The sequence below is a fragment of the Methylobacterium sp. WL18 genome, assembly GCF_008040015.1.
In the GTDB taxonomy this organism is placed as follows: domain Bacteria; phylum Pseudomonadota; class Alphaproteobacteria; order Rhizobiales; family Beijerinckiaceae; genus Methylobacterium; species Methylobacterium mesophilicum.
In genome coordinates this window covers 1-19,877 of record NZ_VRVD01000034.1, presented here as the reverse complement: position 1 = coordinate 19,877, position 19,877 = coordinate 1, and the positions used below count along the sequence as shown (strand labels likewise).

Genomic DNA, 19,877 nt, shown 5'->3' with positions numbered 1-19,877 from the left:
CGCCGGCGGTGGCCAGCGGTGCCGCCAGGCCGGCCGCCAGCAGGGCCGCGGGCAGAAAGCGCTTCAATACGGTCGGCGCGCGTACCGGTTCCTTCGTCATCGCTTCGTCTCCCGATGCGGTGTTTCGAATGCACGCACCTTGGCGCCGGCCTGTCGCAGGGATTTGCCGGGACACCCCGTTTTCGTCGCGAGCCGTCGCGGGTTCGAAGGTCCCGATACATTTCGCGACAGAATCCCCCGGGAAGCGGACGCCGCCGCGCGTTACGGTCCGGGACGAAAGGTTCGGGACATGGACGACGCGCACATCCTGGTGGTGGACGACCATCGCGACATCCGCGATCCGCTCGCTGCCTACCTGAAGAGGCATGAACTCCGGGTCACCGTCGCCGCGGACGCGGCCGCCGCTCGCGTCGTTCTCGCTGGAAGCGCCATCGACCTGGTGCTCCTCGACGTGATGATGCCGGGCGAGGACGGGCTCTCGCTCTGCCGCCATATCCGGGAGGCGTACGACACGCCGGTCATCCTCCTCACCGCCCTGGCGGAGGGGACCGACCGGATCGTCGGCCTGGAGATCGGGGCCGACGACTACGTCACGAAGCCGTTCGAGCCGCGCGAGCTCCTCGCCCGCATCAAGAACCTTCTCCGGCGCACGCGCGCGCTTCCCCGGCCCCGGGACGGGGCCGACGGACGCAAGCTGGCGTTCGACCGCTGGACGCTGGACACCGACCGTCGCGAACTCGTCGACGACGCCGGCACCCCGGTGGCGCTCAGCACGGCGGAGTTCCGCCTGCTATCGGCGCTGACCCGGCATCCCAGGGTGGTGCTTTCCCGCGACCAGCTTCTCGACCTGACCAGTGGCCGGACCGCCGACGCCTTCGACCGCAGCATCGACAACCAGGTCAGCCGCCTCCGGCGCAAGCTGGAGCGCGATCCGGCCAACCCGAGGCTCCTCAAGACCGTCTGGGGCGGCGGCTACGTCCTTGCCGCCGAGGTGAGGACGGTGCCTTGAGACTGATTCCGCGCTCGCTCGGCGGACGGCTGGCGCTCCTTCTCGTGCTCGCAGTCGTCTGTGCCCAGGCCGCGGCCTTCGCGATGTTTGCGCACGAGTCCTCTCGGGTCGGCCGCGCTGCGGCCAGGACCCAGGTGGTCGACCGCATCGCCACGCTGGTACGCCTACTCGACGCGGTCCAACCCGACACCGTCCCGAGCGTCGTTGCGGCCTACGGTTCACCCCGCCACCGTTTCACCATCGACGCCGGGAGCCTCGTGCCCGAGGGCACGATGGGGCCAGATGAGGCGCGGCTCGCGCGGCGGATCGACCGGCGCATGAAGGAGGACGCGAGTCAGGCGCGGATCGCCCTGGTCGAGCGGGATGTCGGGGAGGACGCCCCGCAGGGAAGCCTTTCCGACAGACCCCAGGTCCTGCGGGTCTCCGTCCGCTTGGATGACGGGCGCTGGCTCAACGTCGAGGCTCCGCTCGCACTCCGAACACCGCCCTGGATGCGCATCGCGCTCATCCAGGTCCTGGCGAGCGTAATCGCGGTGCTAGCGGTCGTCGCCGTCGCGAGGCGTGGGATCGTCGGTCCGGTGACGGATCTCGCCAGAGCCGCCGAGATGACCGGTCGTGGTGCCTCGTTCGAACCGCTGTCGGAGCGTGGCCCAAGCGAGTTGCGAACCATGACGGTGGCGTTCAACCTGATGCAGGAGCGCTCGCGGACCTACGTTGCCGACCGCACCCGGATGCTGGCCGCCATCAGCCACGACCTGCGCACACCCATCGCTTCGTTGTGGCTCCGGGCCGAGATGGTCGAGGACGGCGATCTGAGGGACGCGATGGTCCACACGATCTCGGACATGAGGCGGATGGTCGACGCGACCCTGGCGTTCGCACGCGACGATGCGCTCTCCCAGGACAGCGGCCCGTTGGACCTCGCCGAGATGGTCCGGGCCCTTGCGGACGACCATGTGGTCCTGGGGCGGGACGTGATCGTCGCTTCGCCGACCAGCCTTCCGTTCCATGGCCGGCGAATGGCGCTGCGCCGTGTCCTCGACAACCTCGTCGAGAACGCCGTCCGCTATGGCGGCAGGGCGCGGATCACCCTTGAGCGGGGCGATGATGTTGTCCGGGTCCTCGTTGACGATGACGGCCCGGGCATTCCGGCCGACCGGATCGAAGAGATGTTCGCGCCCTTCGCGCGGCTGGAGGGGTCGCGCAACGCGGACACGGGTGGGACCGGTCTCGGTCTCGCCATCGCACGGTCGGCGATCCGCGCGCATGGGGGCGACGTGGCCCTGGTCAACCGTGCCGGTGGCGGCCTGCGGGCCGAGGTGAGCCTACCGGCCTGAGGACCGGAATGCCGCAGGATGGAGGCGGAGGATGTCTTCCGCATCCCCGGCGTCGCGCGATCATGCAGCCCTGGCCGTCACCTTCGAAGGTGCCGGTCGCGACCTGGTATTCGAGTTGTGCCTTGATCCTTGAACTTACACGCTGAGCCGCGGAAACGTCCGCTTCGGAGAAGGCGCCGGAGTTGGCTGAACGGCCGAGATGGGCGCAAAGCCGAACGTCGGCTTTCGGGCGGCGACCCAACGGTAGCTCTCGACCCATTGCAGGCCTTCAAAACGTCCGCTCACTGGCTGTCTCATTGTTCCTGAGTGACCGAGCTTGGCCTTCTGCGTCCACAGCCGGTGGCACCAGATCAGATTTGAACCATCCCGCCATCGACGAACAGCTCGACGCCGTTGATGAAGCTGGAAGCGTCCGAGGCCAGAAACAGGACGGCCGCGGCGACGTCCTCCGGTCGGCCGATCCGACCCGAGGGGATGCTCGCGAGCATCCCCGTCTTCACCGTCTCGGCTTGATCGCCGCTACCGAACAGCTCGGTCAGCCCGGCCGTGTCGGTCACGCCGGGGCTTACGACGTTGACCCGGATGTGCCTGTCCTTGAGGTCCAGGATCCAACTGCGCGCGAAGTTGCGTACCGCCGCCTTGGTCGCGCTGTAGACACTGAAGGCGGGCGTGCCGGCCGAGCCGGTGGTCGAACCTGTGAGAACGACGGACGCGCCATCGCGTAGCAGCGGGAGCGCCTTCTGGACCGTGAACAGCACGCCCTTCACGTTGGTCGCGAAGATCGTGTCGAAGTGCGCCTCGTCGATCGCCCCGAGCGGGGCGAAACTGCCCCCGCCGGCATTGGCGAAGACGACGTCGATCTGCCCGTGGTTCTGGCGGACCGTCTCGTAGAGCCGATCGATGTCGGCGAGCCGGCTCATGTCGGCCTGCACGCCCGTCACTTCGCCCTTGGTCGCCTCGCCGCCGATTACCGCGACCGCGGCGTCGAGTGCGTCTTGGCGCCGGCCGGTGATGTACACCGAAGCTCCCTCCGCCGCGAACGCCGTGGCGGTTGCGAGCCCGATCCCACTCGTGCCGCCGGTGACGACCACCACTTGGTTCCTGAACCTGTCGTTGCGCTTGATCGCGGTCATGTCTGCCTCCTCCGATGCGGGGAAGGTAGCCGGGGCGGCATCGCCCTTTGATGCCGGCGCGGCGCGATCCGATGACCGGCCGGATCAACCGGCCTGTGAGCTGTCCGCCTGCGTGATCCGCGCGCCCGCATCCCGACGCAGGCTGCCCGGACGGACACCGTACTTGCGCAAGAACGCGCGGCTGAGCGCGGCTTGGGACTGGTAGCCCACGTCGACCGCGATCTGGTCGAGCGAGCTGGTGTCTGTCCGCAGGCGGTGGCGGGCTAGCCCGAGCCGCAGGTCGGCGAGGAACTCCAGCGGCGCCATGTCCACCGCCTTGCGGAAGGCGCGCACCAGGCTCGCCCGTGAGGCGGCGGCGATCGAGGCCAGCTCGTCCAGCGTCCAGGCGCGCACAGGATCGCGCACCATCGCGAGCACCGCCTGCGCCGTCACGCGCTGCCCAATGAGCCGGAGCAGGCCCTCGGCCGACGCGGAGGCTTCGAGGTGGGCGCGCAGCAGCATGATGAACAGCGCGCTAGCGAGATCGCTCGCGATGGCGATCGATCCGGGGCGGATATCGGTCAGCTCCGAGCGGATGCCGGCGACGAGGGGGCTGTATCGGCTGGCCAGAGGCTGCAGGCCGACCCGCAGCACGATCGTGTCGGGCAGCGCCGCCAAGATCAGGCTCTGGGGCGCACCTTCGAAGCTCAGCCGGCCGCAGACCAGCTCGACATCTGGCTCGACCCCAACGGTCGTCTTCAGCCGCAATTCGCCGATCCGCCGGACCGTGGTCACGGACTGCGCATGCCCGGCACTCTCAACCGCGCGCGTGGTGTGAGCGTCGCCGTGCGGCAGAAGCAGGACGTCACCCGCTTCGAGCCGCAGCACGCCGGTCCCGTGGCGGTCGAGCAGCGCGCAGCCCTGCGTGACGATGTGGAAGTAGGCGTGGCCGTTCGGCTCGGGTTCGTGCGGGGACGTCCAGGCCCCGCCCAGGCGGCACACATCATCGAGCACGGGGCGCACGCGCAGGAGCGGCGCGAGCCCGCTCAGGATGTCATCCGTCATCCTGTCCGCCATGACGCTCCTCCGCGGCGCGCTTGATCCGCGCGGTCATGATCCTGCGCCGGGCCGGCATCGCGAGACTCGGCGCCAGAGATCATCTTTGCGGCATCGAAGCAGGCGGTCGTGTCCGCACCCGATCCAGACCGTGACCGGCAGCACCCGACCCGCGTCCATGAGGGTCGAACACCTCCGATTTGGCAAGCATCCGACCTTTTGAACCAAGGAGCCTCGTCATGAACACGCAGATCCGTCAGGTCCTCGGCATCGTCTCGGGGCAAAGATCCAACCGCATCGGCCTGGACGCCGTGCGGGTCGCCATCGCCACCATCTTCATCTGGATCGGGGGGTTGAAGTTCGCTCCCTACGAGGCCGACAGCATCACCCCGTTCGTGGCCAACAGCCCGTTGATGTCGTTCTTCTACAAACACCCCGACCAGTACGCGCAGCACCTCACTCACGAGGGCGAACTCAAGCTCGCCGAGCGCGCTTGGCAGGCGGCGAACGACACCTACGCGTTCTCGAACGGCCTCGGGACCGTCGAGATCGCCATCGGCCTTCTGGTCCTCGTCGGGCTGGTCTCGCGCCGCTGGGGTCTCGTGGGCGCGGTGCTCGCCTTCCTGACGCCGGTGGTCACGTTGTCGTTCCTGGTGACGACGCCCGAAGCCTGGGTGGCGGCGCTGGGCGATGCGCAGCACGGCTTCCCGTACCTGTCCGGCGGGGGGCGCCTCGTGCTGAAGGACATCGTTCTGATGGCTGGCGCTTGGCTCGTGGTGGCCGACGGGGCCCGCGCCGTACTCGAACACACGGCTCAGACCTCGGCGGATCGTGCCGGCCTGGGCGCTCCCCTCGCGACCGCATCCCGGACCTAGGACCCGCGAGCGCCGCTCATGCGCGGCGCTCGCTTTGGCGATGCGAAGCAGTGCGGAAGCTCTTCGGAGCGGAAGGACTGCCTGATGTGAGGCCCCCGACAACCTGATCTTCGGAGCACAGACTATGACCGCCCGTGAACCTGCATCCGGCGTCGCGAGACAATCGTTCTCCCTATCACGCCGCGGCTTCTGCCTCTGCTGTCTGTCCGCATCTGCTCTGCCGACGGCGAGCGGCTGGCTCTCACCCCGCTCCGCGTTCGCACAGGCGCGCGGCATTGTGGACACGATTATGTTCGAGGCCACCCGCTCGCCGATCACGGTCCATAGGCTGCGCGGGGGTGTCGCCGTGCTGGAGGGGTCTGGCGGCAACGTCGCGGTTCTGACCGGGCCGGACGGGAAGCTGCTGGTGGACGCCGGGATCGGCGTGTCGCGCGCCCAGATGCTGACGGCGCTGAACGACCTCGGCGACGCGCCGATCACCCATCTCATCAACACACATTGGCACTTCGATCACGCGGACGGCAACGCTTGGCTGAACGCGGAAGGGGCGGAGATCCTCGCCCACGAGAAGACCCGCAAGCACCTCGCGGCCGCGCAGCGCGTGGACGACTGGGACCACGACTTCCCCGCGGCACCACCCAACGCGCTGCCGACGCAGGTGTTTTCGTCCGAGCACGAGACCAAGCTGAACGGCAGCACGCTGATGCTGAAGCATTACGGCTCCGCCCACACGGACAGCGATATCTCCGTCCGCTTCGTCGAGGCCGACATCCTGCACACTGGCGACACGTTCTGGAACGGCATCTACCCGTTCATCGATTACTCCACGGGTGGCAACATCGACGGGACGATCGCCGCAGCTGAAGCGAACATAGCCGCGACGACAGATCAGACTATCGTCATCCCTGGCCATGGAGCGCCGGTCGGTACTCGCGCACAGCTGCGCGACTTCCATGACATGTTGGTGGACGTGCGTGCGAACGTCGCCGGCTTGAAGAGGCGAGGCCTATCCTTAGAGGCGACTGTCGCTGCCCGCCCGACCGCGGCGCACGACGCGAAATGGTACCGGTCCGTCATCAGTCCAGCGCTCTTCACCCGTCTGGTCTATGAAGGAATTTGAGACGCAGTTTTGGATTGAGGAGAAGTATCATGGCCACAATCACAACCCAGGACGGCGTCGAGATCTACTATAAGGACTGGGGTCCGAGGGATGCGCAGCCGATCATGTTCCACCACGGCTGGCCGCTCTCGTCGGACGACTGGGACACGCAGATGTTGTTCTTCCTCAAGCACGGCTACCGTGTCGTTGCCCACGACCGCCGCGGCCACGGCCGCTCGGCACAAGTGTCGGACGGGCACGACATGGACCACTACGCGGCCGACGCCGCCGCTGTGGTCGAGCATCTCGATCTTAGGAACGCCATCCACATCGGCCACTCCACTGGCGGCGGCGAGGCCACACGCTACGTCGCGCGATACGGCGAGCCTCAGGGTCGCGTGGCCAAGGCGGCGCTGGTGAGCGCCGTGCCCCCATTGATGCTGAAGACCGCAGCGAACCCGGAAGGACTGCCGATCGAAGTATTCGACGGCTTCCGCCAAGCGCTCGCGGGCAACCGCGCCGTGTTCTTCCTCGACGTCCCATCGGGACCGTTCTACGGCTTCAACCGCGACGGCGCTCAGGTCCAGCAGGGTGTGGTCCGGAACTGGTGGCGGCAAGCCATGATGGGCTCTGCCCTGGCGCAGTACGAAGGTATTAAGGCGTTCTCAGAGACCGATCAGACAGAGGATTTGAAGGCGATCGGCGTTCCGACGCTGGTGCTGCACGGCGAGGACGATCAGATCGTGCCGATCGTCGCGGCGGCGCCGAAGTCGGTCAAGCTGCTGCGCAATGGCACGCTGAAGACTTATCCCGGCTATGGCCATGGCATGCTGACGATCAATGCGGACGTGCTCAACGCCGACCTACTCGCCTTCGTAAGGGCGTGAGGTGGGCGCGGGGCCGAAGGTCTGCTTCCGGACTTCGTGCCGACTTCCGCTTGCCATCCTTCTCCGAAATTCAGGGGGGCCGCTTGCGGGTAGCTTGATCCAACTCTGTGATCGATACTGCCTGGCTTAGTGACTTCCCCACGGTCCTGCCGAGCCCCCATGTTATCGTCGCCCTAAACCCTCCGAACCGTGCCACTCCGACGCCGATCTCTGGCGGGAGCTGCCTCCTCCCATTCACGATCCTGGTCGGCCCGCAATGCGGCACGACGGGCCTCGATTGTCTCCATTTCCGCTGACGGCGCTTCCCTGGCTCCGTCGCCGGGGCAACGAGCGGTCGTCTTGCACGCTCCCAGAAAACGGGCGAGCGTCATGACGACATGGTCTACCTCGATGGGCGTCACAATTCCTGTGCCGAGGAGGTTGAGGCGTGAACGGCCGGCCATATCCGCACACGAGCCGCCAGCGAACCCGAGCGCTGCGATTGTGTCGGCGTCCAGTGCCAGACGTTCGATTTGCGTTTCGCGCAGCAGCTCAAACCTTCGTTCCCGGGTAGCCGCAGCTGCGTGCGTCTGACGTGCGCTCGGCAGCCAATGTGCAATCTCATCGAGGATGAAAGTCCGAATAAGCTCGACCCGGACCGGTCCGAACTTCCTGACTCGAGCGATCTCTTCCGGGGAAGACTGAGCCAAATGAGATAGGTCGCGAAATCCTGCTTTGCGCAGGCGAGCTCGGAGGGAGGCTGTCAGGAAACCGCGACCGAATCCCAAGGCTGAGAGATGCTGAATGTTGTCGGCCGAGAGGCCCTCGAACAGCGGGAGCCGCAAGCTGACCTCGTCAAAGAGGCTATCGTACCGGATGGTGCGCGTTGATCGCCTGGGCATCGCCGTCGCGCATACGGCGATTTCCGGATGTCCACAACGGTCGGTCGCCGCTGGCATTCGGAAGCGCTGCTTGCCTGCGATCTGATCGGGTAAGAAAGGGCGAGATTGGCCGAAAGCCACCGGCCAGCTTCAGGGAAGTATTGCTGGAAAAGCATACGGCCTTCTATCGACCCGCTACAGCCTAAAAAAAGGATGTTCCCACTGCCTCGAAGCGGACATTGCCTTCTATTTCGCGTTGAAACATGTAGATCAGTTTTCAAGGCGCTCCCAGTCGGCATCCGAAATTTAGTAGCTGAGACCGCTTCTCCCTAGAAAGACGCATCAGGTTCCGTTTCAATGCCGATCGGCAACTGACAGATATACACGGGCGAAGAAAGAATTAAATTTTAAAAGATCTTACGTGCTAGTAAAAGGTTGGACTTCAGCTTTAAGGCCACCCACATAAAACGTACCTAAGCATCTTGCGAGTGTCTCGAAGCGTCTCATCCGACTACCATACGCCATGTTGGACCGGAATTGATCTGCGGTCACCCAGGAGGGTCACTCATTAGGACGGGAACCGTCGGCTACCGCTCGCCGCCGACGACCGCCCGCACCGGCGCGCCAGCGAGATCGACCGTCGATCCCAGGGTGTTGCGGAAGCCGGAGCCGACATTCGACAGGTGCTCGCCGTAGGTCTCGCGGGTTTGGGGGTCGACCAGGGCGACGGGGGCGGCCACCGCGAGGGCGGCACCGGTGGCGACCGTGGACGCGGCGCCGGCAGCCGTGCTTACCAGCCTGTCGCCGATGCCGATCTGTCCGTCCGAGATCGGTTGCCCGTCCGCAAGACGCTTTCCCAGGAGGGCGACCACGTCGCCGCTGGCAAACTTGCCGTGGTTGAGGGCGTCGCTCGATTTGACTGAGGTCAGGTTCAGGACGGCGACGTTCTCGCGCTCGAGCTCTGACTTGTAGGGTTCGGCGTTCGGATCGATGGCGCCGAGGCGGACGCTGTCGCCCCAGACCAGCCTGGAGACGGCGAGCGCCTGGTCGTCGCCGGACACCATCAGGGTCAGCCGCGGGCGGTCCTTGCCCATGTCGTGGAAGGCGGCGCGGGCGAGGTCCATGTCGACGTCCGGGGCGGCCAGGATGACGTTCCGGATCTTCGGGGCGATCCGCCGATCGCGGATGGCCATCTGGCGCAGGCTCTCCAGGGTCAGCCAGTTGCCCATGGAGTGCGCCAGGATCGTCACCTCGCCGACGTTCGGGTCCCTGGTCAGGTCGCGCAGCAGCGTCTCCAGGCCGTTGCGCGAGAAGTTCGTACTCTCCCGGTCGTAGCCGTAGGCGAGGACGGAGCCCCGGGACGGCCACGTGAACAGCACGGGCGCGACCTCGGCGCCGGAATCGTGCACGATCTGAGCGAACCGGAAGACGGCGTCCTCGAACTTATTGTTGAAGCCGTGGACGAACACGAGGACGTGGCGCTTGGCCGATCGGCGGACGGTCCGGCCGATCCAGCTCGGGACCTTCGCGCGCTCGATCGGATCGGCGCGCAGCGCGACGAAGTCGGTGGCGGGGTTGCCGGGGATCGATTTCGGCCACTGGACCGAGCCCGGCTGGCGGGCGGCGTCGGGCGGGATCGAGACCGCGAGGTCGGTGTAGGTCACGGCGTCGCCGCGCTCGCCGGAGAACAGGATGCCCTTGTCGGTCGCCGACTTGCGGGTCGTAGCGACGAGCATGTCGACCCGGGACGTGCCCGGCACCTGCTCGGCGCCGACGACCGGCAGGAGAACGCCGGCGGGACGGCCCGCGCAGCCCGCCAGGAGGGCGAGCGCCGTCATGCCGACAATGCCGCCGACCGTCCCACGCCCGAACCCAGACAATCCGAACACCCGCATGCACCTCTGACCCGCCTGCAGCCTGGCCGTCCGAGTGGTTCGCGGATCGTGAAGGCATGAACAAGGTGCGGTACGATTGCGGCGCCCGGCAGTCCGGCGCCGCAGATGCGGGGCGGCTGTGTCGAAGGGGACACGCAGCGTTTGGGGCCCGCGCGATGCGGTCGGGTCGGGCCTCCGGAGCAAGGATCACGAGAACGGTCGTCGACCTCGAACTCCCGGGCCGACCCCGCCGCCGAGCCTTCCGGTCGAAGGTAGGCCGAACCCCGCCATGAAAGCGCGGTCGGCGAGTCAAAGCCCGGGAGCGTCGGCGACGATGAGGGCCGCGGCCGACGTCAGTTGGCGGGGACCTTCTCCTTGTCCTTGCCCGGGTTCGACGTGTTGACGAGCTCGGGCGACTTCTGCGCGCGGAGCGTCTCCCGCTGGGCGGCCGTGTCGATCCGCTTCGAGCGCGTGAATGGCTCCAGCGTCACCGCGGCCTTGGTCTGCAGCGCCTGGACGATCCCCTCCAGCACGCGCACGTCCGCGTAGCCCTCCTCGCCGTCCGGCTCCGGCTCCTTGTCGTTCAGGATGCAGTCGGAGAAGTACTTGAGCTCGCCGCCGAAGTGGTCGGTGTTCTTGAAGCTCTCGTGGGACTTCGTCTCGCCGATGGTGACGACGTGCTCGATCGGCTTGCCGTACATGTAGCCGGGGTTCACCTCGACGCTGCCCTTGGTTCCGACCACCGCGTAGGTGTCGAGCGTGTTGCCCCAGTAGGAGAGCACGAACTGGGCGAGACGATCGCCCGGGAAGCGCAGGGTCACGGCGACCGTGTCGTCGAAGTCGCCCAGGCCCGCCTCCGGATGGCGCACGCCGACCGCCGAGACCACCTCGATCGGCTCGTCGCCGAACACGTACCGGGCCGCGTTCACCGGATAGGGACCCATGTCGAAGATCGGGCCGGCTTCGACGCCGTTCTTGGCCCGGTGGTTCTCCGGCGAGACCATCTGCGTGAAGGTCGAGGAGAACGTGAGGAGCTCGCCGAGCTTGCCCGACCGGATCAGGTCGATGGTCGCCAGGGTGCCGGGCTCGAAATGAAGGCGATAGGCCACCATCAGCTTGGCGGAGGAGGTCTTGGCCGCGTCGAGGATCTCCCGGCACTTCGCGGTCGAGATCTCGAGAGGCTTCTCCACCAGCACGTGGATGCCGGCCTTCAGGGCGGGGACGGCGAACTCGGTATGGCGCCAGTTCGGGGTCGCGAGATAGATCGCATCGATCGTGCCGGACGCGAGGAGCTCGTCGAACCGCTCGTAGGAATAGGTGTCGGAGACCCCGTACTTCTCGCCGACCAGACGGGCCTTCTCGGAATCGCCCGTGACGAAGGCCACCACCTCCGAGTTGCCGGTGTGTTCGACGCCCGGCAGCATCGCCTCCTGGGTGATGTCGCCTAGGGCGACGAAGGCGTAGCGGATCTTCTTGCCCGAGGTCAGGCCGAGTGCGGATGCGATGCTCATGGGGCACTCCGTTCGATGTGGGTCGGGATTGGGCTTCAGGTGGGCGATGGAGGAACAGGGGCCGTCGACGGCCGCTGACTCTCCATCGCCGAAACGGGCGGCGTCGTTCCCGGCCTGTGGCAGGCGGGCCTCGGGCGTGAGGTCGTCCTGCGGAAAGGAACGAAACGTCGTGCGCCGGGTCGGCGCATCACGCTTCAACTGTGCGGTGCAGCAATTGTTCAGGAGCCGATCGAAGCAAGGCGGGTCGATCCCGTCGCGGGCGGGAGGAGCGAAGCGTATGGTCTCGATCGACGCCATCGCACCCGCCACGGAGACCCGGCCCTGAAGACGGAACTGAGCGCGCTCGAAGCTCGGCGCATCGCACTCGCCGCCCAGGGCTTCGACGCGATTTCCCGAGGCAGCGCCGTTGGCGCGGCGCGGATCCGGGCGGCGATCGGCCGGCTCGGCCTGCTGCAGATCGACAGCGTGAACGTCCTGGCGCGCGCCCACTACCTGCCGCTGTTTTCGCGCCTGGGGCCGTACGATCGCGACCTGCTCGACGCGGTCTCCGTCGCCCGGCCGAAGCGTTTCTTCGAGTACTGGGGGCACGAGGCATCCCTTCTGCCCGTAGACCTCCAGCCCCTGCTGCGCTGGCGCATGGCCCGCGCACGCCACGGCCAGGGCGTCTGGCAGCGGCTCGAGCCCTTCGCGGGTGAGAAGCGAGCCGAGGCCGACGCTCTCCTCGCTCGGATCGAGAGGGAGGGGCCGCTGGCCGCCTCGGACGTCGCCGGCGGCAGGGCCGCGAAGGGCATGTGGCAGTGGAGCGACGCCAAGCACGCGCTCGAATGGCTGTTCTGGTCGGGACAGGTGGCCTCGACGCATCGTCGGAGCAGCTTCGAGCGCGTCTACGACCTTCCGGAGCGGGTGCTGCCCCGTGCCGTTCTCGAAATTCCGACGCCGACCGGCGTCGATGCCCGAAGGGCGCTCCTCGCGCGTTCCGCGAAGGCGCTCGGTATCGCGACGGCGCACGATCTGCGCGACTACTACCGGATCCCGCCGGCGGACGCGGTCCCGGCCATCGAGCAGCTGATCGAGGATGGTACGCTCGTCCCCGTGCATGTCCGCGGCTGGCAGCATCAGGCCTATCTGCACCGCGATGCGAAGCCCGGGCGCAGGCTCGGCGCTTCCGCGCTACTCTCGCCCTTCGATCCACTCGTCTGGCACCGCCCGCGGACGGAGAGGCTGTTCGGCTTCCGGTACCGCCTCGAGATCTACACCCCCGCCCACAAGCGCGAGCACGGCTACTACGTGCTACCCTTCCTGATGGACGGTGCGCTCGTCGCCCGCGTGGACCTGAAGGCGGACCGGAAGGTCGGTGCCCTGGTCGTCCAGCGTGCCCACGTCGAGCCGGGTGCGCCGGCCGATACCGCGGAGCGGCTGCTAGGGGAGCTTCGGCTGACGGCTTCGTGGCTCGGCCTGCCCAGCCTCGTCGTCTCGCCGGTCGCCGCTCACCCCGGCCTGGAGGATGTCCGGGACATCGAAGCCCATTCATCAGCTGCCGGATCGCCGTTTTCCACGATCCGATCAGACCTCATCGCTTCGGCATGATCATTTCGAAGATCATCTCCGAAGGGTGCGCGGCCCAATCAAGACCTCTTTGAGGTCTGTGGTAGTTCCAGAACGTGCTCGTATATTAATCGCCGGGCGTAGCAGCCGTTGCGCAGAATGTCCGCTATGGAGAAGCGGCCAAAGCTCTCTGAATGACCCACATGGGCGCGAAGCCGAACGACCGCTTTTGCGCCCATCGGCGATCCGGCATGGCGTAGGCTGGCCGAAAGCAGCATGTCTGCTTCGGAGAAGTTCGGCCAGAAAAGCGGACGGGCTCCAACCGAACCAACGTTGCCGTTAATTCCCACGCCTGGGCATCTCGGAGGCGGTCGTTCATTAATGGATATCGTCGCGGTCGGAGCGTCCCTGGGCTCTGTGTAGTAGCTTGCTTGAGTATCTCGTAGCGTCGCTCGACCATCGGGTTGGGCAGCCGGTGTTCAGTGATATGATCCGTGCAGGGCCAAGCCTTTGAAAGGTGCCGCGCGGAAACTTGCATCTCATGTCACATCGGCCAGCGGTGCATCGTCACTCACGTGAACCAATCACGTCGGGAAAGTTCGATGACCAAAGCCATTCCGGTACTCGCCGGCATCCTCGGCGCAGGACTGGCCGGGAACGGCGTGTTCATGCTCGTCGCGCCCGAGGCATGGTATTTCGCGGTACCGGGCGTGACGACGACAGGGCCCTTCAATCAGCATTTCCTGCGAGACATCGGCCTGATCTTCGTGTTGATCGGGGCGGGGTTCGTGTACGGCGCGGCCAGACCCGGACCGCGCTCGCTGCTCTGGACGCTTGGTGCTGTTTGGCTCTCGGGCCACGCGCTGTTCCACTTTTGGGAGGTTGCGGTGGGCATCTGCGGGCCGGAGGTTCTGTCCCGCGATTTCCCCGCGGTGACGCTTCCTGCACTTATCGCGGTCGCCTTCAGCGTCTGGTCGTTCCGCCATGCCGACCATCGATGATCCGACCCGCGTCTTCGAGCAGGAGCGGGCGCGGCTCGTCCGGCTCGCCTACCGCATGCTCGGGTCCCTCGGCGAGGCCGAGGACGTTGTACAGGACGCATGGCTACGCTGGCGACACGTCGACCATGCCGAGGTCGCCTCGGCCGGCACCTTCCTGTCGCGGACGGTCACGCGGCTCTGCCTGGACGTCATGAAGTCCGCCCGGGTCCGGCGTGAGACCTATGTCGGTACCTGGTTGCCCGAGCCTATCGCCATGGTCCCGGACGAAGCCCCCGGCGACGACCTGACGCTCACGCTGATGCTTGCCCTGGAGAGGCTGTCGCCGCTTGAGCGGGCCGCGTTCCTCCTGCACGACGTCTTCGCGGTCCCTCTCGCGGAAATTGCGGTCACCCTGCGGCGGGAGCCACCCGCGATCCGTCAGCTAGCCGCGCGAGCCAGAAAGCACGTGCAATCCGCCCGCCCGCGCTTCCCCGTCGAGCGGGAAGAGGGGGCGCGTATCGCCAAGGCCTTCTTCGAGGCCTCGACGACGGGCGATGTCGCTACGCTGCGCAGCATGCTCGCCGATGCCGTCGTGGTGCACTCCGACGGAGGAGGAAAGGTGCTCGCCTTCCCGCAGCCCATTGTCGGAATCGACAAAGTCACGCGCATGTTCGAGGGGGTCGCGCGTAAATCGTGGATCCAGCATGCCCGGAAGCTGCAGGACCTCTGGATCGATGGCCTGCCGGGCTACCTTAGCATGGAGCCGGGCGGGATGCTCCAGACCGTCGCCCTGGACATCCAGGGCGGGCAGATCGTCGGCATTTACTTCACCCGCAACCCGGACAAGCTCCAGCGCATGGCGATATCGTTCGGTGGGGCGGTGGAAACGCCGACGCCTCACTGAGCCTCACCGGTGGGCGATCGCCAGCTCCCTACGGCAGACCGTCGAGAACGCGCAAAGCGGATCGAGGTCGCTGGCGTGGCGGATGTCGGCGAAGGCGGCGAGATCCTTATTCGGGGCGAAATAGGTCTCGCCGATGCGCTGCATGACACGCTCGGCTTCCTGGAGCGTCTCCGGCTCCCCGAAGAGCCGGATCTTGTTCACGATGGCGTAGAGGTTCACCAGCTTGGCCGGATCGTCGAGGTCGTGCTGGAAGGCGTCGCCGAACAAGGTCGACGCCTCCCGGATGAACTTGCCATAGAGCGCTTCCCGTCGTGCTCTGTCCTGCACCAAGAGGGTCGCGTGCTCCTGGCTGTGTTGCGTCAGCCAGGTGGTCGCGAAGGAGGCCATCGCGCCGATGGCCGACCCGGCCAGCGCGGACAGCGCTGAGATGTAGGCAGCATCCATCGGCGGGAGACCTTAGGCCGTGCGCTTCGGCTGCGCCGCCAGCCAGTCGCCGTAGCGTCGCTGCGAGAGCCATGCGTCGCCTGTGGGCGTAAGCCAGGGGCCACCGAGGACCACCCCGAAATACGGTGCGGTGTCGTCCGTGCGGACCTCGTGCGTCTCGCCAAGGCCCTGGAAGTGACGCCTCACCAGCTCGACCATCGGCAGCCGCTCAGGGCCGGCGATCTCGACCATGCCGTTGCGCGGTGGTGCCAGCGCGGCCTCCGCGACCTTCGCCGCAACGTCGGCCGACGCGATCGGTTGGATCGACGCGGAGGTCATGCGCGCGACGCCGTCGACGAGCGCGGCTCCCGCGATGGCGGCGACGAACTCGAAGAACTGGGTGGCGCGGACAAGCGTCCAGGGCACGCCCGCCGAGGCGATCAGTTCCTCCTGGGCGAGCTTGGCGCGGAAGTAGCCGCTGTCGAGCAGGAGCTCGGTTCCGACGACTGAGAGCGCGACGTGGTGGGAGACCCCGGCATCCTTCTCGGCCTCGGCAAGGTTCCGTCCGGCGCGGACGAAGAAGTTCATGGCCGCGTCGTCGGCGAACGATGGCGAGTTGGCGACGTCGACCACCACGCCGGCACCCTTCAACGCCTCTGTGAGCCCCTCGCCCGTGACGGCGTTGACGCCGGTGTTCGGCGAGGCAGCGAGGACCTCGTGTCCAGCGGCTTTCAGGGTGGTGACGACCTGCGAGCCGATCAGCCCCGTGCCGCCGATGACGACGATCTTCATGTGACGCTCCGTCCTGTGTCCGGTCCCGATGGGGACGTTCGAAACCAAGACGAGAGTGGTCCCACCTGGTGTGACATCAGCTCCGATGAAGCGTTCCGGGCGCCGTCCAAAAGCCCCTACAGTGCCGATTTTCGCCGTGGGACTTGGATCGATCTTCGCCTCGATCTTCGCTCGGCTAAAGGGAGCATGATTCGAGCGATAGCTGCCGGTGTGCCGCTAGAACTCCAGTTCGACCTCAAACGTTGGTGGTTAGAACGAGCGCAATCCTCCGCCACATGTGTCGGGAAAGACTGCTTGCAGGACGGTGATGGATGCTTTCGCCCCTGCCTCAACTCGGACGGCTGGAAGGACGATCTGCCCCAATGTTGATGCGGCGCCTGATCGCAGTCTTTGCAGCCGTCGTGCTCTGGTCACTGTGGGTGCTCTGCATCCTCCTGACCCTCCCGGTGCTCCTGAACGTTCCGGGCGAGGCCACCCCGGGAGAAATCGCTCTCTGGCTCGCAGTCCTCTATGCCGTTGTGACCTATCCCATCGTTCTCCCGGTGTTGGCGGTTGTGAAGGCGTGGGCCGTTCGCAAATCCAAGCCGACGATACTCGCGGCGATCCACACTGTGACCTGGGGAGCTTTTGTAGGGGTCATGGCAATCCTCGCTACCCTCGCAGGCGCCTTCTATGCCCACGAACAGGCGCGTCCGGTGCTGACCCGGGAGGAAGGGTTCACCAACTCTTACGCCAACGCGATCCTTCGTCAGGATACCGCATGGATGGACCGCATCCTTAAGGAAGGGGCTGACGTCGATCACCCTATGTCACTCGGTAGCACGCCTGCCTCGATGTCGGCCGGCTTCGGAGATTGGTCCTTGGTCCTGTTCCTGCTCAGTCGCGGAGCCGACCCAGACCGGAAGGACGATCAGGGCAGATCGGTGAGGACGCTTGCGGCTAAACCTCCTGCACTTCCTAGAAATGCGGCCGAAGCTTACGCACTGGATGGTGTCCGCAAGCTTCTCAACAAGCGGTGAACACAACCCTTTCTTGCCAACCCTATTCGAAAGGCGCCTGAATGCCTTACACCTATCTTGACCTTAGGCCGGTCCGGCCGATGTCGACCCTATCCAGATATTCAGCCAAGCTGCGATAGGTCAGCTCATGACGGACCATACACTCATCGGTAAGCACGTTTCAGAGTTCTTACCCCTGCTTGGCCCCTCGCCCGCGGTTACGGATCGACCACCGGAAGGCGATCCCGAACATAGGCTCGATCGCCACATCGAATGTCCGAGTCGTGGATTGGCTATGATGATCGATGCGAGCGACGTCTGCTGCTGCGTTCAGTGCTTCGGTGCCGGAAAGGACCCATCGTACTGCGAGTTCGCGGGTGACCTGCCGGGTGCGGTCAGGTTCCGGAACTCACGGAACGATGCGAGGGCGATCATGGGTCCGCTGGTAAGGAGCAGCGATGGTGGCGCCACCGTGTCTGGGATCGAGCATAGGCCCTGGGATCTGTTTACGCGCGATGGGCTGCGGGTCCACTTAGAATATACCAACGGCTGCAATCGCATCTTGATGGTGTCGGTCATGCTCCCGTCCACGGAAAGCTGAACGTCTGCTCCCCACCAAGGTTGTATGAGAACGCCGGTTAAACCTCGGCGGCCACGTTCTTGGACGAGGTCGAGCGGGCCATCAGACGATAGGAGTGGCATTGGAGCCGTCGGTAGCGGTGCGAGGTCGATATCTTGAAACTCGGCGCTTCAGAGCCTTGCGAACATAGGCGGCATCCGAGACGTATGAAAGAGTTCCCGGCCCAATCCATGCCTTAACCTGATGCCACTGACCCGACGCTTGGTAGGGTGTCCCTGGCGCCGCGATCACCCTGGCCAGCAAGGGAGCATGCTCTGGCCCGGGATCGATTTGCCCCCTGCTGCGCGCACGCTTAGACCGCCAACCGCGATGCGGCAGGACGTACCGTCAGGAATGAACCGGATGACTGAAAAAGCGACCTCTCTCCTTGTGTCCGGCGTACTTTGCACGTTCATCGCTGCGCACACTGCACACGCTGAAGAAGCGACGCAGCCTTTCACCCTGGCGTGCATCAACAATGGCGGCAAAACAATCTACTTCAGCATCGACCTCGCATCCAAGAAATGGGCCTTGATGAAGCCGAATGGCGAGCGTGAATCGAAGATACAGGAAGTCGCGCTTCAGTCCGACGATGTTATCAAGCTGAAAAACCCGGGTGGCTATTTCCTGGTCAATCGAAAGACTGGCGCCATGGACCTGATCAAGGGTGAGAGCCGCAAGGTCGATAGGATCTCGTGCCGCAAGCACGACAGCTTCATCCCGATTCCAGTGGACGAGCGTCCGGCGAACAAATTCTGAGTGACCCGTTCTGGCTCCGAACGCATCCGAGGAGGCGGGTATCCCTGACGTAGCTAATTCGCGCATGCCCTTGCGCTTGCGTTCCGTCACGCACCTGATCGCCGCCACCGTCCTCCTGCCCCTGGGCATCCTGCTCCTCGGCCTGTGGGAGCAGGAGCGGGCCGGCGCCGATTGGGCCGACCTCGCCGCCGAGCGGGAGCACCTTACCCGGATCGTCGCGGATCTGGAGGCGCGGGCGCCGCCGGACGGGCGCCCCGATTTCCGGATGCAGTTCCGCCGCAACGGCAAGGGTTATGGCGGTCCACTCGCCCTGGTTCAGGCCCGGGCGGCCCGGGACGAGGTCGCGACCCTGACGACGATCATGGACTGGCGCCGCCTGCTCCCGCCCGTGGTCGTCGCGGCCGGGGGCGGCGCCGCACTCCTGTCGATCCTCGTGCTCCTCGCCGGCGCCGCTCTCGGGCGGCTGGGGCGGGCCTCGCGCGACGCGCTGGTGGCCGGTTTCTCGTGGATGCGCCGCCTGCTGCCGCCGGTGCTCGCCCTCCAGGTGCTCTTTACAACGGCGGGCTTCGTCGCCGCCGTGGTCTTCGAGGCCGGGTTGCTGGCGCGGCCCGGGCTGGGCGGCGGCGAGATCAAGATGCTGTTCGTGGCCGTCGTCGCCATCGGGGCGGTCCTGGTCGCGGCGGGCGCCACAGTGCTCGGCCTGCGCCGGGCGCTCTCCGCCTTCGAGCCCGACCCCCTGTCGATCTTCGGCCGGGTCGTGTCGCCCGCCGAGGCGCCGGGCCTGTGGCGGCTCACCGAGGGGCTGGCCGACCGGCTCGGAGCGCTGAAGCCGGAGGCCGTGGTGGTCGGCCTTACCGGAGGCTTCTTCGTCAGCGCCGGCCCGGCCGTGGTCGAGCCCGGCGGCGCGCCGCTGACGGGCCGGATCCTCTACCTGCCGCTGCCCTACCTCGCCCTGCTGCGGGGCGACGAGGTGGCGGCGATCATCGGCCACGAACTCGCCCACTATGCCGGCGGCGACACCGTCTACAGCCAGCGCTTCCTGCCGATCTATGCCGGCGTCGGCCGATCCCTCGACGCGGTGGCGCAGGGGCATGCCGGGACCTTCGGGCTCCTCGGCCCGTCCTTGCACCTCGGCGTCTTCGTCATGGAGAACTTCCACCTCGCCGTGCGTCACTGGAGCCGGACCCGCGAGTTCACGGCCGATGCGGCGGGCGCTGGCCCGGCCTCCGTGGACGCC

Annotated in this window: 18 protein-coding genes; 11 read left to right on the top strand and 7 right to left on the bottom strand. The window is 66.4% G+C overall.

The annotated features are described in order from the left end of the window. The first annotated feature begins 289 nt into the window (after positions 1–289). Together FV228_RS05720 and FV228_RS05715 are read left to right on the top strand one after the other, a co-directional pair. Positions 290–1,009, top strand: a complete 720-nt coding sequence (locus FV228_RS05720) for a response regulator (RefSeq protein ID WP_147853710.1) — start codon at positions 290–292, stop codon at positions 1,007–1,009. Further along, entirely contained in the window at positions 1,006–2,346 is a 1,341-nt protein-coding gene (locus FV228_RS05715) for an ATP-binding protein (protein WP_147853709.1), read from the top strand. The genes FV228_RS05720 and FV228_RS05715 overlap by 4 nt, the downstream gene beginning before the upstream one ends. Before the next feature lie 350 nt (positions 2,347–2,696). On the opposite strand, the gene FV228_RS05710 is transcribed toward FV228_RS05715, so the two are convergent. Then, complete coding sequence (locus FV228_RS05710) at positions 2,697–3,479, bottom strand: glucose 1-dehydrogenase (protein ID WP_147853708.1); 783 nt, start codon at positions 3,477–3,479, stop codon at positions 2,697–2,699. Positions 3,480–3,563: 84 nt separating this feature from the next. Beyond that, the gene (locus tag FV228_RS05705; RefSeq protein ID WP_147853707.1) at positions 3,564–4,535 is read right to left on the bottom strand and encodes an AraC family transcriptional regulator; all 972 of its coding nucleotides are present in this window, start codon (positions 4,533–4,535) and stop codon (positions 3,564–3,566) included. Positions 4,536–4,753: 218 nt separating this feature from the next. Here FV228_RS05705 and rclC point away from each other — a divergent pair, with 218 nt between their 5' ends. The 3 genes from rclC to FV228_RS05690 all read left to right on the top strand — a co-directional run bounded on the left by rclC (position 4,754) and on the right by FV228_RS05690 (position 7,375). Next, positions 4,754–5,389 carry a reactive chlorine resistance membrane protein RclC gene (rclC, locus tag FV228_RS05700; protein WP_281406470.1) on the top strand — a complete coding sequence of 212 codons (636 nt, stop codon included), beginning with the start codon at positions 4,754–4,756 and terminating at the stop codon, positions 5,387–5,389. Positions 5,390–5,513: 124 nt separating this feature from the next. Further along, on the top strand, positions 5,514–6,509 hold the full coding sequence (locus FV228_RS05695) for an MBL fold metallo-hydrolase (protein ID WP_147853706.1): 996 nt from the start codon (positions 5,514–5,516) through the stop codon (positions 6,507–6,509). A gap of 29 nt (positions 6,510–6,538) precedes the next feature. Further along, a complete protein-coding gene (locus FV228_RS05690; RefSeq protein ID WP_147853705.1) occupies positions 6,539–7,375 on the top strand; it encodes an alpha/beta hydrolase in 837 nt (278 codons plus the stop codon). A gap of 173 nt (positions 7,376–7,548) precedes the next feature. Here FV228_RS05690 and FV228_RS05685 read toward each other — a convergent pair whose 3' ends face one another. From FV228_RS05685 to FV228_RS05675, 3 genes are all read right to left on the bottom strand, one after another. Next, a complete protein-coding gene (locus FV228_RS05685; RefSeq protein WP_246693839.1) occupies positions 7,549–8,376 on the bottom strand; it encodes a hypothetical protein in 828 nt (275 codons plus the stop codon). A 446-nt stretch (positions 8,377–8,822) separates the two neighbouring features. After that, positions 8,823–10,124 carry an alpha/beta hydrolase gene (locus FV228_RS05680; protein WP_238262819.1) on the bottom strand — a complete coding sequence of 434 codons (1,302 nt, stop codon included), beginning with the start codon at positions 10,122–10,124 and terminating at the stop codon, positions 8,823–8,825. Between the two features lie 338 nt (positions 10,125–10,462). Further along, positions 10,463–11,620 carry a Gfo/Idh/MocA family oxidoreductase gene (locus FV228_RS05675; protein WP_147853703.1) on the bottom strand — a complete coding sequence of 386 codons (1,158 nt, stop codon included), beginning with the start codon at positions 11,618–11,620 and terminating at the stop codon, positions 10,463–10,465. A 321-nt stretch (positions 11,621–11,941) separates the two neighbouring features. Here FV228_RS05675 and FV228_RS05670 point away from each other — a divergent pair, with 321 nt between their 5' ends. From FV228_RS05670 to FV228_RS05660, 3 genes are all read left to right on the top strand, one after another. Then, on the top strand, positions 11,942–13,207 hold the full coding sequence (locus FV228_RS05670) for a crosslink repair DNA glycosylase YcaQ family protein (protein WP_147853702.1): 1,266 nt from the start codon (positions 11,942–11,944) through the stop codon (positions 13,205–13,207). 560 nt (positions 13,208–13,767) lie between these two features. After that, a complete protein-coding gene (locus FV228_RS05665; protein WP_147853701.1) occupies positions 13,768–14,166 on the top strand; it encodes a hypothetical protein in 399 nt (132 codons plus the stop codon). Continuing rightward, the gene (locus tag FV228_RS05660; RefSeq protein ID WP_147853700.1) at positions 14,150–15,049 is read left to right on the top strand and encodes a sigma-70 family RNA polymerase sigma factor; all 900 of its coding nucleotides are present in this window, start codon (positions 14,150–14,152) and stop codon (positions 15,047–15,049) included. The genes FV228_RS05665 and FV228_RS05660 overlap by 17 nt, the downstream gene beginning before the upstream one ends. 3 nt (positions 15,050–15,052) lie before the next feature. Here FV228_RS05660 and FV228_RS05655 read toward each other — a convergent pair whose 3' ends face one another. After that, positions 15,053–15,493: a hypothetical protein gene (locus FV228_RS05655; protein ID WP_147853699.1), complete on the bottom strand. Its 441-nt coding sequence runs from the start codon at positions 15,491–15,493 to the stop codon at positions 15,053–15,055. 12 nt (positions 15,494–15,505) lie between these two features. Beyond that, entirely contained in the window at positions 15,506–16,264 is a 759-nt protein-coding gene (locus FV228_RS05650; protein WP_147853698.1) for an SDR family oxidoreductase, read from the bottom strand. Between the two features lie 368 nt (positions 16,265–16,632). Between FV228_RS05650 and FV228_RS05645 the strand changes: the two genes are divergently transcribed. The 3 genes from FV228_RS05645 to FV228_RS05635 form a co-directional block, all read left to right on the top strand. Next, positions 16,633–17,283 carry a hypothetical protein gene (locus FV228_RS05645; protein ID WP_147853697.1) on the top strand — a complete coding sequence of 217 codons (651 nt, stop codon included), beginning with the start codon at positions 16,633–16,635 and terminating at the stop codon, positions 17,281–17,283. A 961-nt stretch (positions 17,284–18,244) separates the two neighbouring features. After that, positions 18,245–18,640: a hypothetical protein gene (locus FV228_RS05640; protein WP_147853696.1), complete on the top strand. Its 396-nt coding sequence runs from the start codon at positions 18,245–18,247 to the stop codon at positions 18,638–18,640. Between the two features lie 64 nt (positions 18,641–18,704). Then, positions 18,705–19,877, top strand: a 1,173-nt coding sequence (locus FV228_RS05635) for a M48 family metalloprotease (RefSeq protein ID WP_147853695.1), incomplete at its 3' end; no start/stop codon positions are given.

Coding starts and splice junctions, on each gene's coding strand:
- FV228_RS05655 (WP_147853699.1), bottom strand. CDS start 15,493: ATGGATGCTGCCTACATCTCAGCGCTGTCCGCGCTGGCCGGGTCGGCC.
- FV228_RS05720 (WP_147853710.1), top strand. CDS start 290: ATGGACGACGCGCACATCCTGGTGGTGGACGACCATCGCGACATCCGC.
- FV228_RS05650 (WP_147853698.1), bottom strand. CDS start 16,264: ATGAAGATCGTCGTCATCGGCGGCACGGGGCTGATCGGCTCGCAGGTC.
- FV228_RS05660 (WP_147853700.1), top strand. CDS start 14,150: ATGCCGACCATCGATGATCCGACCCGCGTCTTCGAGCAGGAGCGGGCG.
- FV228_RS05665 (WP_147853701.1), top strand. CDS start 13,768: ATGACCAAAGCCATTCCGGTACTCGCCGGCATCCTCGGCGCAGGACTG.
- FV228_RS05675 (WP_147853703.1), bottom strand. CDS start 11,620: ATGAGCATCGCATCCGCACTCGGCCTGACCTCGGGCAAGAAGATCCGC.
- FV228_RS05695 (WP_147853706.1), top strand. CDS start 5,514: ATGACCGCCCGTGAACCTGCATCCGGCGTCGCGAGACAATCGTTCTCC.
- FV228_RS05690 (WP_147853705.1), top strand. CDS start 6,539: ATGGCCACAATCACAACCCAGGACGGCGTCGAGATCTACTATAAGGAC.
- FV228_RS05645 (WP_147853697.1), top strand. CDS start 16,633: ATGCGGCGCCTGATCGCAGTCTTTGCAGCCGTCGTGCTCTGGTCACTG.
- FV228_RS05640 (WP_147853696.1), top strand. CDS start 18,245: ATGACTGAAAAAGCGACCTCTCTCCTTGTGTCCGGCGTACTTTGCACG.
- rclC (WP_281406470.1), top strand. CDS start 4,754: ATGAACACGCAGATCCGTCAGGTCCTCGGCATCGTCTCGGGGCAAAGA.
- FV228_RS05705 (WP_147853707.1), bottom strand. CDS start 4,535: ATGGCGGACAGGATGACGGATGACATCCTGAGCGGGCTCGCGCCGCTC.
- FV228_RS05710 (WP_147853708.1), bottom strand. CDS start 3,479: ATGACCGCGATCAAGCGCAACGACAGGTTCAGGAACCAAGTGGTGGTC.